A 14,320-nucleotide genomic window follows, 5' to 3' on the forward strand; every position below is an offset into this window, starting at 1 on the left:
GCGCTATTTGCCCTGGGCAGCTTTGATTGCTTCGGCGTCTCGTTGGTTCAGTGCTTGGACGCCGTCAGCGACGAGGATGAAGTCGTCGAAGTCCATTCGATCCACGGTTTCGAGCGTCCAGTGGAAACGCTCGAAGACCGGGAATGCGTCTTGGATGATGCGGGCTATTCGCTCGCCATGGGCTTCAAAAAATCCTCGAACCACTTCTTCATCGGAGCGAAGTCCTCGACGTCGATCTCGGAGATCACCTTCTCGTCGACCTCGCAGAGATCGGCGAGCACCTTCTCCATCGCGGCGATGGCGTCCTTCTCCATGTTCTTGATGAAGTTGCGGAGGTCGCGCACCTTCGGGCGGCGAGCCTTCATCTCGACGTACGTCGCGCCGCGGTACTCGAAGGGATGGGAGAGGTTGAAGGTTTCCTGCTTGATTTCGTTTGCCATTGGTTTGCACACCTATTGCTGGGGAAAAAGAAAAGGCCCCGCCGAATGACGGGGCCTGAGTTGGGAGCCTGGCTGAGCCTTAGGAGGTGAAGCCGAGGATCCGGCGCGCGTTCGCGCTCTTGTCGACGCCACCGATCATGGTGACCTTGTTGAAGACGTCGATTTCAGCGACGACATTGCCGTCGATGTTGTGCTGGTAGTAGTTGGCGCAGACGTTGATGGTCATTTCGACCTTCTTGCCGGCTTCCGCCTTGCCCGTCTTGATCGCCTTCACCAGACACAGCGTGGTGATCACCACGCCCTTGTCGCCGCCGCCCGGGGTGAGCAGGTAGCCGCGGAACGTGATCGGCACGTCGAGCGAACCCGGGCCGTAGCCCAGCTTCGTCCAGATCTGTTCGTCCCAGGTATGGAGGGTGAAATCGAACTCGATCTTTTCGATGCCGAAGGGAATTTCGACGGTGCCGTCCATGCCGCCGCCGCGAAACTCTTCCACGGCGATGTTGATCTCGGGCGGCTGGAAGTTCGGCGCTTCGCCGATCTTGCCGACGCCGTCGATCCAGACGGTGAAGTCCTGGAGAATGTTGGAGTCGCGAAGATTGCTCGTGGTCATTTATCTCTCCGGCCACGCCGAAGCGCGCCCGATCCACGAGGGATCGAGCGGCTCGGTTGGCTCTTCTTGGGTTGTTGTTGGAGTGCTACGCCTTAGCCGTTGGTGGCGACCGACCGATTGAACTCTTCGATGAAGTCGACGTAGTACTGCGGGTTGCGCCGAGCGCGGAACTGCAGGTGCTCCAGGAGCGCCGGCGGTTCGAGATCGAAGTCGACCGACAGCTCGCCTGCAGCGAAGGTCGCCGGGGTGTTGATGTTGGCGTCGATCCAGCACTTGCCGCCGATCAGCGCGCCGCGGGAGCGGAGCAGTCGGAGGTAGGAGTTGACGTCGAGCTGGATGTCGGCGAGCAGCTGGAGGCTGAACGGCTTATCCATGCGGCTGCGCTCGGCGCGCTCCAGGCTCTCGTACACCATGTCCGCGGTGCGGCGGACCGAGAGGTGCGCCCAGAGCGGGTCGGTGCCGGTGCCACGCACACCCCAGAAGCGGAAGCCGTCGTCGTGGATGACGGTCGTCACCTGGGCCGCGTTGAGCATGTTCGCTTCGCAGTCACGATCGTTCGGCATGAAGTCGACCGGGCGCGACGGGCCGCCGATGTTCTGGATCAGCTCGTTCGAGAACGTGTACCAGAAGCCCCTCTCTTCATCGACGCGGGCCTGGATGCCGGCCGCGTAGGCCGAGGCAGGCTTCTGCACGTAGACGGAGTTCTCGGTATCCCAGCTCAGAACACCCGGATCGATGATCGAGATGCGCTGGCTGCCGTAGTCCTGCCGGTACTCGACCGCGTCCTCATACGAGGTGCCGGGGCCGTCGAGGAACGCCACCGCACGCAGGCGGTCGACGATCGAGGCGAAGGCGACGCCGACCGGGTTGGCGACGTGCCCCAGCGTTGCGGTGACCGAAGCCCCCGCGCCTGCGCCCGTGATGGTCACGGTCGGGATGTCGGTGTAGCCGTAGCCCGGGTCGGTGATGATCGCGCCGGTCAGCTTTCCGCCGACCACCTGCGCCACCGCCTTCGCCTGGCGACCGCCAGTCGGGGGAGTCTGGATGGTGATGTTCGTGGTGGCGAGCACGTAGTTGCTGCCCTGGTCGCCGATCACGAGGTTCTTGACGCCGTTGGTCGGGCGACCGCCGGTCAGACCCGGAGCGACGAGCAGCTTCGGCACGACGCGGAGCATCGGGCGAGCCTTGAGCAGCGACCAGATGCCGGTCTTGCCGGACGGCGAACCGACCGCGCTCGACCAGCTCTCTTCCTGGGTCTCGCCCTCGGCGACACGGGTCACCACGATCACAGCCGACTTCTGGCTGTAGATGGCGTCGACCGCGTCGAGCAGCGTGCCGGTGGACTTCAGCTGACCCGCCTTCAGTGCGTCGGCGAACACCGGCACCGGAGTGTTGAGCGGGAAGATATCCGGGTCAGCGTCCGGCGCCGTGCCGACCAAGCCGATCACGTTCGACTTGACGGTCTCAACCGGGCCGGAAGGGCTGTCGAGTTCGATCGTCTCGAGGCCGTGGAGGTATTGAACAGTCATGGGTTCTCCAAAAGAAAAGGCCGCCCCGGTTAGGGAGCGGCCTGGCTTGGGTGTTGTTGGTGTTGGTCGGTCGGCTAGAACGTCAGCGCCAAGTCGAAGAGCGCCGTCTTCTCGGCCTCCGTCTTTCCAACGGCGGCCACGCAGGCGACGATCAGCGGATTGTCCTCGACAAATTCTGTCGCGTAGTTCCAGTTGTCCTGGGTGTCCTGGTCCTGGGTCTTGACCCAGTCTTCGACCTGCGTACGCAAGCCGAACTGGTTGATCGCCAGCCTGATCTGCCGCGGCGACGCCGAGCGGGCACGCGCGGGAAACGCCCCGATCGCATTGGATGCTGGGTCGTACCTCTTCTGACCGAAGTCAGCCTGAGGGTCGGCTCCGGTGTAGCCGGTGATTTCGAGCAAGAGGCCGCCGATCGGAAACACCTTCGTCGCGTCCTTGTTCGCTGCCTGGAGGCGCCACGATCCATCCGCCTCTTTCGTCGCGGTGACCTTGACGCTGTCGGCGGCGCAGAGCGGCGTCTCTCCATAGAGAGCGTCGTACCAATCCTGCCCCGTGGCATCGTTCTTCGCGAAGATGACCCCGGGCGGGAGATCGGCGGGATACGGGTCAGGCTCGTATCGCGTCCAAGTGCCGTGGTTGATGATGTTCATGTCAGCTTATGCCACGTTGAGGTTGTACCAGGATCCGGAGGCGACTTGATACTGGATGTATCGATATCGAGCAGCCGTATAGCCGCTGTTCCCGGTTACGCCGGTAACGACCGCATTCCCGCCATAGGGCTCTTCCAGTCCTCCGCCCCAACCTGGACTCCAATCGCCAGCATAAACGGTTCGCATGCTGACCACCGGGTTGACGTTGCCCGCGTGCCAGATGTAGCCGGCGCTACCGAGGTAGTAAGCAGCTCCGCCCATGTACTGGAGATATCCGGTGCCACCCGAGTTGAGATAAAGGACGCCGCCATAGGCCCACGCATTGCCGGTCGCGATGACGGCGGGGGCCGAGATGTTGCCAGAGAACGCAGAGCCAGCCAGGTTTGCCGGCGTGTAGCCGAGGTTCGCCTGGGCCCCGATGTTCGCTCGCGCCTGTGCGGCGTTTTCAACGTCCGCGAGGTTGTTGACCCCCAGCATGACCTTGCGCCACGGCGTCCAGATGTCATTCGCGAAGACGCGAACATACATGACGACTGCGGTGTTCGTGTCGAGCTGAACCGCCCGCTGAAGCGCGTAGTGCGTCGGGTTGCTCCCGTAGGACTCGACGCTGAGGTACCAGTACCCCGCAGCGGGGGCGTTGGGGTTGTTGGGGACGGTGTTGTAGTAGGTGCCCGGAGCGAGGATGGAATTGAAGTCCGTCCCAACGGCGATCGGCTGCGTCTGAAGAACACCGATGTTCTTGCGTGCCTGATCCTGCTGAGCAGCACTGAGGCCCTGCGCTTTGCCGAACGCGACAAACGTCGCATCGACTGTCACCTTCGAATAGAAGAGCGAAGGATCCCAGGTCTGGGCAGCAGCTGCATACGACTGAGCCGCATCGCGAGCCGCAAGGGTATCACCCTTCATCAGACCGATAGCCGCCCGATCGGCTGCCGTTGCAGCAGCGTCGGCATCCGCATTTGCCTTGTACTGGAGCGCCAGATCACGGGCCGCCTCGCACTTCGCGAGGGTGTCCATGACCGCCTCTTGGATAGCGGTGCCGACGTAAATTACCCAGTCGATGAATGGGCCGGGATTTCCGAAGATTGCCCGCGGTCGCACCGTCAGTTGCCCGGAATTCCTATCCCAAGCGACCAGCTCGGCGAAGGCGAAGTCGGTCATGCTGCCCTTGCGGGCGATGGTGACGAACGGCGACGGCGCGAACAGCTCGCGCTCCGCCAGATCCGGGATCGCAAACACCTGGGTGGTGTTCACGTCCAGCGTCACCTGTGAATTGGAGTGAGCGAGCAAGAAGCCCTGCTCCGACACCAGCGCGATCTTGTCGAGCGCTGGCGCCAAGACCAGGTCCAACCGATTGAGAGCGAGGCCCTCAATGTAGGCGGTCAGACCGTCGATGGCATCGAGTTCTTCCTCGTTCGAAGAAACGCGGCGATCGATGTCATCGAAACGCCGGTTCCAATATTCGGGGTCGCCGAGGTTATCCCTCGGCTTTACCCGGTAGTACTGATCATACCGGCGAGCCACGTCTTAGACCTCTTCGTAGCTGGTGACCGCATCGCCGTAGTCGGCGATCAGCGAACCCTTGACGACCACGTCGCTGCCGGGACGCGCCCAGATCTTGGGAGCGATTTCGACGGCCCGAGCGAGCGTCAGGCGATAGCTCTTGTTCGGGTCGATGCTCGGAGCCGCCGGAGCGGCCCCGTTTTCATTGTCTGCCATGAAGTGGATTCCTTACTTGGTGTAGAAGACCCGCTCGGCGACGTGGTACGTGACCTGCGGAGAGTTGGTCGTTCCGGTCTGGACGATCGTGAACTGCGTGGTGCCGGCCGGGAGACTGAACGTGTAAGTCTTCTGGTAGCGCTTCGCTTTCGAGTCCTTCAGCTCGGTGACGGTCGCGTTCGGCGTGTAATCCGTCGAGCCGACCCGAACCGAGATGCCGTAGGTGTGCGGCGTCGGATCGAACATTTCGAGCAGGTTCACGAACGTCAGGTTGTTCGCGGCGTTTGCCATCGCCGGCACGGTCAGCTTGGTCGAGACGTGCTTGAAGACCGTCTTCGGCCGCGAGACCGTCACGCGCGAACCCGTCAGATGCAGGATCGGCATCATGTCCTGAGTGCCGATGAACCGAGCCCTGAACTGCGCCAGCGGCGGAGCGACGGCGAGGATGCCGGCGTTGTCCGCGATCAGCGGCTGCCACTGACCGGTGCCGTTCGGCCGCATCTCGTAGACGAGCTGGCACGAACCCGGAACCCACTGCTCAGCCAGGATGTCGATATCCCGGAAGCCGCCGTCCAGGTTGATCGGAGCGAACTCGATCGCGACCTGAGCCGAAGCGAACTGAGCGCCGTAGACCTGGATCATCATGTCCTTGGTCAGGTCGCCCATGTAGTAGATGCCGTCCGTCGAGTAGAAGAACGTGCCGTCCAGATAGTTCTGACCGGAGGTCATGCCGATCTGGTGGTTCGCGTTCGAGATGAACACGAGCGCGTAACGCTTGCCCTTCCCGAGGAAGGTCGGCTGGATCGGGCAGATGTTCCAACCCGTGCCGATCTGGGCCTGCGGGTAGGTCGTCTTCAGGCAGACCTTGGACAGGTCGGGCATACCAGCGGTCACTTCGCAGAGCGCGAGGTGTATGTCTTCATTCGCGGCCTTGGCCGTGATGTAGAAGCCGAGCTGGGTCGCGATGATGTCGTTCGAGACCAGGAAGGTCTGAGCAACCTGCGCGCCCGTGATCGAGAGGTCAGTGGTGACCTCGTACATGAACGGCTCTTGCCAGGTGTCGATCCAGTAGTAGTCCGTGCGCTGCCAGGCGTAGGGATGATCCCACGACGCGCCGTTGTTCTGAACCGTCGTGAAGCCCGTGGTGTTGAAGTCGTACAGGTTGGTGGTATCGACCGCTTGACCCGGGGTGCTGAAGTTGTTGCCGTTGGTGCAGACCGTGTAACTGCCGCCGTACCGGACACGCGAACGGGCCATGTAGCCGACCTGCATCGAATGCACCTGATAGCCGTACTGCGAGATGCCGAGCGACGAGGTGTAGGGGCCCGTCTGGATCTTCAGGATGTTGCTGTACTTCGGCATCAAGTAGCCGCCGGCCAGAGACGCGTTCGGATCGTTCGCCGAGAACAGCGAGATTTCGAACTGGTTCTTGTTGGCGTCGTTGAACCGGATGCCCTCTTCGACCTTTGCGTCGTAGCCGAGCAACAGCGTGTTGTTGTAGTCCGACTTGTTCGGCATCAGGAAGAAGTCGGCGTCGAAGCCGGAAGCGTCGTCCGGATAACGCAGGCTCTCCTTCACGCGCGCCAGGTCCAGGTAGACCCGGGAGAGATCCGACTGGTCAGCCAGGCCCTTTACGCGGTTCGCGAGGTCGGCCAAGTCCGATGCCAGCGAGGTCACTCGCGGCTCGATGATGCCGCGGAAGGTCTCCAGCAGGTCGGTGCGGATGTCGAGAGCGTCGGTCGAGACGACCGCGTTCTGATCCTGCATGTCGATCGAGATGATCTGCGTGGTGTCCAGCGTGATGTGGGCGATCACGACGTGGGTCGCGGGCACCGCCGGAGGAACCGGGTCAGCGGCTTCAGCGCCGGCCGTGAAGACCAGCTGAGCATCGCGGGACTCGGTCATCGACACAGCGCGGGGCTCGACCGTGCCGGTGTCGACGTCGGTCAGATAATCGCGGGTCTGGATGTCCGTCTCCGCTTCCTGGCCATAGGCCGAAACGGTGACGATGCGGCGAGCTGCGGCGGCCACATAGGTGGCCACGGACTGCGTCAGGACGGCACGGCGACCATAGACGGCGCCCAAGTCGTAGACCCGGCCGGCGCCAACCGTGACTTCGACCTGGCCGGTCTTGGTCACCATCAGGCCCGAAAACTTCCGGGATGCGCTGATGCCGTCCGCAACGATGTTGTCCATCGCCTGCTGGGCATATTCCTGCAGATTGTTGTGGTCGGTCGCGACCTGTTCCTGATAGTCGCGAAAGATAACTTTGCGGTCCATTGAGGGCCTCTTGTTGACGCACGAAAAAGCCCACTGTCCACTCGGACAATGGGCTCATGTGCAATGGTTGGAATCAGATGACGATGCTATCGCCAGCCCAACGCGGCAGGCCGGCGATAAAGCCTGGCTTGGTGTTGGTGTCGAGCAGGATCTGGTCAGACAGGCGCTTGGCGGCGGAGACCGCCTTCCGGTTCTTCAGCATCTGCGTGCCGTCATGCGGCGTCCAGAAGCGGGAGCGCGGTACGAAGGGCTCGTTGATGCGGGCCTTGAACCTGCTCCACTTCGACGGCATGGAGACCTTCAGCTCAGCAGTCTTCGGCTTGACGCCATATCGCCCCACGCCCATGAACTGGATCGAGCGCCGCTTCGCCGGATATTCGACCGATGCGTCGTAGACCGGGTAGCGCATGTAGAGACGGTAGCCAGCCCGAGACGGGACATAGAACTTGTGGAAGTTCACCCGATTCGAGAAGACGGCGTTTCCGCTTTCGTGCCCGGCCTGGACGACCAGGTCCGGCTGCGCCTGCACCGGCTCCAGCTGAGGGCTGATCGAGCTGCGCCAGGGCGCCTTCATGATCGGCTCGATCGAGACGATCCGCTTGTAGGCGGTCGACGGGATCGGAAACTTGCGCTTCAGATTGAAGGGCGTGTTGCAGAAGACCGAGTAAGGCAGCTGGGCCTTGATGAAGAGACGGAAGTAGCTTCCGTAGTTCTGGACCTTGGTGTCGGTCTCAGTACCGTTGACAACCCATCGAGCGCGGCGAGCGGTTCGCTCTGCAGCTCGGTTGGGATACGGAAACTTGCCGTTCAGGAAGCGATGCGCCCGCCCGCCGCCCATGAACATGCGATAGTCAGCGGTGGCGTTCTCCCATTCCTGCCAGGTTCGGACCTGCGGCAGCTTTTGCAGCCAGGACTCGCGCTGCTCCTTGGTCAGCGATGGACCGGAGAACAGCGTGCTCGGAGGCGTCTGCGACTTCAGGAGTTTGCTGTCGATGAGATCGAGATACGTCTCGATGCCCTTCAGCGTGCCCTTCAGGCGGTGGTGCTTGATGGCGTTGGCGACGACGCTGCGTCGCTTGGTGACCGGCCAGCTCGAGTCCCAGAGATCGACCGAGAGAGCCCACGCCAGATAAGGCAGGAGGTTCTCGGGACATTCCCACGGGTTCCAGAGAAGCCGGATCGGAATGTTCAGATCCAGGAGGCGATCGACCTGCGAAGCCAGCGTCCGCTCGTATTCGGTCGCGTTCGGCGCCAGGATGTGGTCCATCAGGCGCTTCGGATACTTCGCCATGTTACTCCACCCTGAGCTGCTGCGGCGTGATCGCGGCGCTTTCGATGATGACGCACTGGTCGGTGCCGGCTACGACGTTCTCTGCCGGCGAGATAAGATCGACCGACTGGACGCCCTCCTGGTTGAGGGCGGAGATGATCGCGGACCTGGTGAGGTCTCGGCCGATCAGCGAAACGTTGTCGCGGACCTTCTGCAGCGCCTTGCCGATATCGGCCATCACCAGCGAAGCGTCCGGACCCGGATAGAGCCAGATGTTTGCGACGATCTGAGTGGTGATCGGCCTGACCGGCACGACGCTGACCACGTCGGTGAGCGGCCGAATGCCCTTCGAATTGATACGATCGCGGACCAGTAGGATGGTCGCCGTGGTCGGCACCGGATTGGATCCGCGTGCCATGACGGTGATCTTCACCCTGCCCCTGTCGTCCATCTTCACCGCGGTGGCGTCCCGGACGTTGGTCGGGTCAGCGGTAAGCGCCTGGAAGATGTAGGCGCCTTCGGAGCCGGCGGTCGAGAATGCCTCGGGCGCGAGCTGGGCTCGGCGGCGCAGGCTTTCGTCCGTTTCGCCGGCAGCGCGCTCGACGCCGAAGAATGCAGCCAAGTTGTCGAGATCGCGGCCCTTAGAGAAGGCCAGCATGACGGCGCGAGCCGCCGAGTTGATGCGGGTTCGCACCAGCATTTCGCCGTAGGCTTCCGCCTCCAGGACAATGTTGGTCGGCGACTGCTCAAGCTTCAGAGCAGCCGCGAGCTTGTCGTTCTTGGAGAGCACGTCGTCCTGGTACCGCTTGAGCAGCACCTCGAAGTCGATGGTCTCGATGACGTCGGGCGGCGGCAGCCGCGCGAAGTCGATGTAAAGCGCGGGTGACTCGTAGTTCGGCATCAGGCCCTCGCCTTAGATTGTTGTTTTTGTTCTCTTGAGCTGCGCGTCGATAAGGTCGACGCCCTCAACGGTGATGGTGATGTCGCCGGTCGAGTCGAACGCGTCGATCGACACACGGGAAACCTTGAACTCCGGTTCGTAGGTGTTGATGGCGGAGATCGCCGCCATCATTCCGGTCATGAGGGTTTCCTCATTTCCCGGCTTGTCCTGCATGTCGACGAATTTCGATCCCCACCACAGGCGCATCAGTCGAACGCCGATGCGGGTGGTGAGGATGCACTCGATGGACTGCTTAATGCGTGGCCAGCCCTGAACGTATTCGCCCGTCTTCCGGTCGATATCGATCAGATGCTCAGTTGCCAGCGCCATTCGCAGGAGCCTCCGTCACGACTGCGCCGGCAGCAGCAGTCTTTGCCTTCTTGGCGGGAGCGGCCGGAGCCGGCTTATCCTCGACCTTGGTCAGGGCGTGACCGAGATATTTGGCCTGCCCTTCCGTGAGCGTCACGACCTTGCCAACGGGCTGCTTCAGCCCGCCCAGCCAGATTTCCTTGTCGACGGTGTATTGCGGCATTGTTCTTGTTCCTTGTTACGCAATCTTGGCCCAGACGACCTGCGAGGGACCGGACTCGGTCATCACTCGTTTGTCGGCCATCTCCTTCGGGCCGGTGACGCCGAGATTGACTCGGCCGCCGTTGATGTAGACCCAGCGTCCATCCACGCCGCAGGAGCACTCAGAGGCGCCCTTCACTTCGACGTAGCTTTCCTGGATCGTTACCTTGGTCTTGTCCTTGCCCTGGCTGACGACGATCGAGGAGTCATCGAGCTTGATGTTCGCCTTGTCCTCACCGAACGAAACGTTCAGGTCTTTCTCGGTCCACTTGATGACGGCGGTCTTGTCCTTGAACTGGATCTTGACCTGATCCTTGTCCATGACGACGTCGGCCTTTTCGCCGTCATCGCCGTAGCGGAGGTGGACCTTGTCCTCGTCCTGCCGGTAGTAGGACTTCTTGTCGCCAACCGTCTTGACGATCTTTTCCTGGTCCGTCAGCACCTGCGTGGTGTCGGAATGACCTTGCTCCTCGACCTGCGGGATCTTGCGAGAGGCTTGCTGCTTCTGGCCGGCGCCCTGCCCGTCAGCGCCAGCTGCTCCACCCGGAGCCTGAAGGCTGCCGCCGTTGAGCACTGTCTGGACGGTCTGGACGATGTTGCCGACCGAGGTCAGGTTCGTCAGGCCCTGCAGCTGAGCGAGCTGGCCGAGATTGGCGAAGCCCGACATGTTGCTGATATTGATCAGGCTGCTGATCTGGCCGAAGTCGCCGACGTTGGCGAGGTTCAGGTTGGCGAGGCCGCCCATGTTACCGAGGTTGCCGATCGCGCTGGTGAAGTTCGACATGTCCAGGCCGTTGAGACCGGCCATTCCAGCGAGGCCGCCGAGATCACCCATGGCGTCCATGTTGGCGCCCTTCTTCTGGATGATCAGGTGGTGCAGGTTCTTCGTGACCCGCTGCCAGGTGCTGTACTTGTCGTTGCCGCCCTGTTGGCCGCCGTCAGCAGATGCGCCGCCGGCACCGCCGAATGAGCCGCCCTGTTGGCCACCGTTCTTCTGATCCTCTTCGTCCTCGACCAGATGGACGACTTCATCCGGCTTGTCGTGGGGCGACGGGGTTTCGGGCCCGTAGTGGTAAGGCTCGGCGGTCGCCAGCTCCATCATGCCGTTGACGCCGCGGAGCAGCGCGTACTGGCCCTTCTTCGGAGGGACCGACGACTTGATCGTGCCGTGGGAGAAGCTCTTCCACGGCTGCCAGTCGCTCTTGACGGTGTCGCCGCGCTTGCCGCCCGAGCCGCTTGGGGTGTCGTCCTGCCCATCGTTGAGCTTGACGTACCAGCGCTGCTTCTCGAACTTGACGTCGACGATCTTGCCGAGCCGCTCCTTGCCTTGGATCTTGCGCTCAAGATCCTGCATTCGCCGCTCCATAGCGTGTAGAGCGCGCATGGCGGTTAGTCCTCTGGGGTGATGTCCAGCGTCTCTTCGGCGTGGGCGCCGCTTGCCAGGTTGATCTGGCCGAGCGCCGTGACGCGGCTGCGGGGCACCTTGTTGATCCGTTCTCCGTTGAGGAAGAAATACGAGCGCTCGACCGACCGGTTGACACCGATCATCAAGTCGCTGGTCCACTCAACGATACCGACGGCGATGCCTTCTCGTCGCAGCTCTGGCTGGCTGATGCGTTTGAAAATGACCTTCGTGGCGGGCGCCGCGTTGGGGTCGCCGAAGGTATTCAGGTTCGCCATGATGGCGATCTTCTCGACCAAATCCCAGGCGTCCGCGTCCCCGTCCAACTGGACGTAGCGGTTCTCGTCGATGATGACGACAACCACGCGGAGGCAAGCGTTCAGCTCGCCGGTCGAGTGATGTTCGGTCGGGACATTCATGACTGCGACGCGAGCGCAAGGCGTCTTCAGCGTCCAGTCTGCAATGTCTTTCTCATCAAAGAGGCCATCGTACCAGTCGACGTTCTGGATCTCAGGCGCCGCTGCCTTGATGGCCTCGATGATGTTGTTTCGGAAGTTGACGATCGCGCTCATTAGGTTGCCTTCAGGTGATCGCGGATCATCTTGCTGATGCGCCGCGCGTTCTCAGCGGAAAAGCCCATGAACGGGCGAGCTGGTGAGTGCGGCGTCGTCTTCTTCTTGTACTTGCCGCGGCTGTTCTTCACGCCGTCCTGCACGTACGAGCTATACTTGGCGTCGGAGACGACCTGGAAGCCGTGGTTGTCGACGTCGCCAGTGTGGATGCCACCGACGAGCTTGCCGGTCGCATACAGCGGCCAGTCGGTGCCCTTCAGCTTGATCGTGAGCGCCGCGAGACCTGCCCACCTCTCTCCGGAGGGGCTGGTCTGGGTCTTGTTGATGCGGTTCTGCGTCGAGCGGACCATATACTCGGCGGCCTGTTGCCACACCGGCTCCATGTGCTCCGCATCCTGGAGGAGCTTCGTGATCCGCTTGTTCAGCTGAGCCAGAGACTCAGCATTCATCCTGACGCTAAAGCTGGGCATTACGCCCTACCGCAGTCGAACGACCCTCCAGAACGCTTCACGTTCGGGTTCGTCGTCTCTCCGGTCTCCGGGTCAGTCTCCGGCGGCAGCCCGAGGCCGACCTTGCCGGTCGAAATCTTCTCAAGCAGCGCCAGCGCGTCCTCGTATCGGACCCGCATTTCATCCGTACGCCCGCCGCGGCCGAGCGCGATCTTATAGACCGCGATGTCGATCGCACAGTTCTTCACCACGCCGGGCGTGGGAACTACCGGGATCGTGTACTGGGCCGACAGGTAGGCGTCGCAAATCTCGTCGGCAGCCAGAAGCCCCTTGTCAACGACGAGAGGGTCTGGCGTGCCGTCACGGTCGTAGTCAGCGATCTTGACGAGAAGATCGGTGCCGTAAAGCTCGTCGATGTCTTCCTTCGTCGCGTATCCCATGACCACTCCTGCCGATTACTCGGACTTCTTCTTGGCCTTGCTGGCCTTCTTCTTCGGCGTCGCGGCCTTACCCTCCGTGTCGGGGGTCTCTTCGCTGTCGCCCTCGCCTTCGTCGCCAGCCTCGTCGGCGGCTTCGTCAGCCTGCGCTTCGGTCTGCTCGGGCTGCGTCTCCGCAGTCACCTCGACCTCGGCTTCGGGCTCGACCGTTTCCAGTTCGGGCTCGTCGTTGCCGTGCAGGTTGGCGAAGCGAGCGGCCCGGACTTCATCCGGCACGAGCTTACGGATGCGACGCTTGTAGTTCGCGGTCGCTTCACGGGTGCGGAAGCCTTTTGCTCCAAGCATTCTTGTTCTCCAGAGTCACAAAGAACCCTCCCCGGCTTCGAGAGCCAAGGAGGGTCTTGTGTTTCAGCTGTTAACCGTCAGGGGCTGACGATTAGGCGGCCAGCTTGTGCTTGAACGCCACGATGCGGATGATCTTCGCATCGTAGACGCGCTTCCAGTTGGCGACGTCGGCCAGCTCGGTGTTCGACGGGGTCACGCCGGCCTGGTTCGTGCCGAGCCACTTGACGCCACGCGGATGCATGACCCACTGGCGACGGTTCACGATGTACTCCTGGCCCATGCCCTTCAGAGCCTGGCGCTCGACTTCCACCGGCACCTTGGGCGACTTCTCGCCGAAGCCGACCGCACCGGGGCCGAAGATGTAGGTGGTGAACACGCGGTTCGCACCGGCGCCGGTCACCGGCATGCTGTCGTCGACGATGACGGTCTTGCCGAGGTAGGTCGGGATCGTCAGCTTGCCCTGGGAGTCGGGCACGAAGTCGATCAGGTCGGCCTTCACCATCGCCTTCAGGGTCAGCGAGTGGACGGCCACGGCGTTCAGACCGCCCTGCTCGTCGCCGAGCAAGAAGGCTGCGTCGATGAACGAGTCGGCGTCGAAGTTCTCGGCACCACCGGTCAGGGTGGAGATGTCGTTGACGTTGGCCGCCATGTCGGTCGAGCCCATGGCGCCGGCCAGGGTCGCGAGCAGAGCGGTCTGCATGCGCTTGTTCCACCAGTCGGCGAAACGGTTGGCGATCGCGTCGATCGGGTCCGCGCCGGACAGGTCGGCCGCGAGGTCGCTCGAACCGAACGCCTTACCGCGCAGAAGCTTCACGGCCACGTCCTGGCCGGTCGTCATCTTGCTGACGGTCAGGTCGGTCGTGTCGTCGAGGATCTGCTCGGCGTCGGAGGCGTCGAGGTCGTTGAAGAACGGCATGTTGACCGTCTTGCCTTCGATCTCGGCGTCGATGACGCTGGAGAGGTCGGTGATGATCCCCGACTGGAACAGCTCCGACTTCTGCGTCGAGAGCACCTGGACGTACTTGTTGAACTTGGTCGGGACGATCATGTCCGCGAGACGAGTCTCAGTCATTTCTCACTCTTGAGTTTGACTGGCCTTTGCCCTCT

18 protein-coding genes are annotated in these 14,320 nt (G+C 62.3%); all 18 read right to left on the reverse strand.

The features are described 5' to 3' along the window. Positions 1-3 precede the first annotated feature (3 nt). Complete coding sequence (locus tag XI02_RS24400) at positions 4-204, reverse strand: hypothetical protein (RefSeq protein ID WP_155258438.1); 201 nt, start codon at positions 202-204, stop codon at positions 4-6. Then, positions 165-440, reverse strand: coding sequence for a phage tail assembly protein (locus XI02_RS24405; RefSeq protein WP_028340240.1), 276 nt, complete (start codon positions 438-440; stop codon positions 165-167). Before XI02_RS24405 ends, XI02_RS24400 begins: the two co-directional genes overlap by 40 nt. A gap of 79 nt (positions 441-519) precedes the next feature. After that, complete coding sequence (locus XI02_RS24410) at positions 520-1,050, reverse strand: phage major tail tube protein (RefSeq protein ID WP_028340241.1); 531 nt, start codon at positions 1,048-1,050, stop codon at positions 520-522. Between the two features lie 92 nt (positions 1,051-1,142). After that, entirely contained in the window at positions 1,143-2,579 is a 1,437-nt protein-coding gene (locus XI02_RS24415; RefSeq protein ID WP_051447824.1) for a phage tail sheath subtilisin-like domain-containing protein, read from the reverse strand. Positions 2,580-2,653: 74 nt separating this feature from the next. Beyond that, on the reverse strand, positions 2,654-3,229 hold the full coding sequence (locus tag XI02_RS24420; protein WP_035631362.1) for a hypothetical protein: 576 nt from the start codon (positions 3,227-3,229) through the stop codon (positions 2,654-2,656). Positions 3,230-3,235: 6 nt separating this feature from the next. Next, a complete protein-coding gene (locus XI02_RS24425; protein WP_028340242.1) occupies positions 3,236-4,753 on the reverse strand; it encodes a pyocin knob domain-containing protein in 1,518 nt (505 codons plus the stop codon). Positions 4,754-4,756: 3 nt separating this feature from the next. Beyond that, entirely contained in the window at positions 4,757-4,948 is a 192-nt protein-coding gene (locus XI02_RS24430; protein ID WP_028340243.1) for a hypothetical protein, read from the reverse strand. Positions 4,949-4,960: 12 nt separating this feature from the next. Further along, on the reverse strand, positions 4,961-7,228 hold the full coding sequence (locus tag XI02_RS24435) for a hypothetical protein (RefSeq protein WP_028340244.1): 2,268 nt from the start codon (positions 7,226-7,228) through the stop codon (positions 4,961-4,963). A gap of 73 nt (positions 7,229-7,301) precedes the next feature. After that, entirely contained in the window at positions 7,302-8,519 is a 1,218-nt protein-coding gene (locus XI02_RS24440; RefSeq protein ID WP_051447825.1) for a phage tail protein I, read from the reverse strand. 1 nt (position 8,520) lies between these two features. Further along, on the reverse strand, positions 8,521-9,399 hold the full coding sequence (locus tag XI02_RS24445) for a baseplate J/gp47 family protein (RefSeq protein ID WP_028340245.1): 879 nt from the start codon (positions 9,397-9,399) through the stop codon (positions 8,521-8,523). Between the two features lie 12 nt (positions 9,400-9,411). Beyond that, the gene (locus XI02_RS24450) at positions 9,412-9,768 is read right to left on the reverse strand and encodes a GPW/gp25 family protein (RefSeq protein WP_051447826.1); all 357 of its coding nucleotides are present in this window, start codon (positions 9,766-9,768) and stop codon (positions 9,412-9,414) included. Continuing rightward, complete coding sequence (locus tag XI02_RS24455; protein ID WP_028340246.1) at positions 9,752-9,970, reverse strand: hypothetical protein; 219 nt, start codon at positions 9,968-9,970, stop codon at positions 9,752-9,754. The genes XI02_RS24450 and XI02_RS24455 overlap by 17 nt, the downstream gene beginning before the upstream one ends. Before the next feature lie 15 nt (positions 9,971-9,985). Next, the gene (locus XI02_RS24460; RefSeq protein ID WP_028340247.1) at positions 9,986-11,362 is read right to left on the reverse strand and encodes a hypothetical protein; all 1,377 of its coding nucleotides are present in this window, start codon (positions 11,360-11,362) and stop codon (positions 9,986-9,988) included. Between the two features lie 35 nt (positions 11,363-11,397). Continuing rightward, positions 11,398-11,982, reverse strand: coding sequence for a hypothetical protein (locus tag XI02_RS24465; protein WP_028340248.1), 585 nt, complete (start codon positions 11,980-11,982; stop codon positions 11,398-11,400). Then, positions 11,982-12,431: a phage virion morphogenesis protein gene (locus tag XI02_RS24470; RefSeq protein ID WP_028340249.1), complete on the reverse strand. Its 450-nt coding sequence runs from the start codon at positions 12,429-12,431 to the stop codon at positions 11,982-11,984. The genes XI02_RS24465 and XI02_RS24470 overlap by 1 nt, the downstream gene beginning before the upstream one ends. Positions 12,432-12,451: 20 nt before the next feature. Continuing rightward, positions 12,452-12,871 carry a gp436 family protein gene (locus XI02_RS24475; RefSeq protein WP_028340250.1) on the reverse strand — a complete coding sequence of 140 codons (420 nt, stop codon included), beginning with the start codon at positions 12,869-12,871 and terminating at the stop codon, positions 12,452-12,454. Positions 12,872-12,886: 15 nt separating this feature from the next. Beyond that, positions 12,887-13,213, reverse strand: coding sequence for a hypothetical protein (locus tag XI02_RS24480; RefSeq protein ID WP_028340251.1), 327 nt, complete (start codon positions 13,211-13,213; stop codon positions 12,887-12,889). A 91-nt stretch (positions 13,214-13,304) separates the two neighbouring features. Further along, the gene (locus XI02_RS24485; protein WP_028340252.1) at positions 13,305-14,285 is read right to left on the reverse strand and encodes a major capsid protein; all 981 of its coding nucleotides are present in this window, start codon (positions 14,283-14,285) and stop codon (positions 13,305-13,307) included. Positions 14,286-14,320: the final 35 nt, after the last annotated feature.

The organism is Bradyrhizobium sp. CCBAU 21365 (assembly GCF_015291305.1).
Classification (GTDB): Bacteria; Pseudomonadota; Alphaproteobacteria; order Rhizobiales; family Xanthobacteraceae; genus Bradyrhizobium; species Bradyrhizobium elkanii.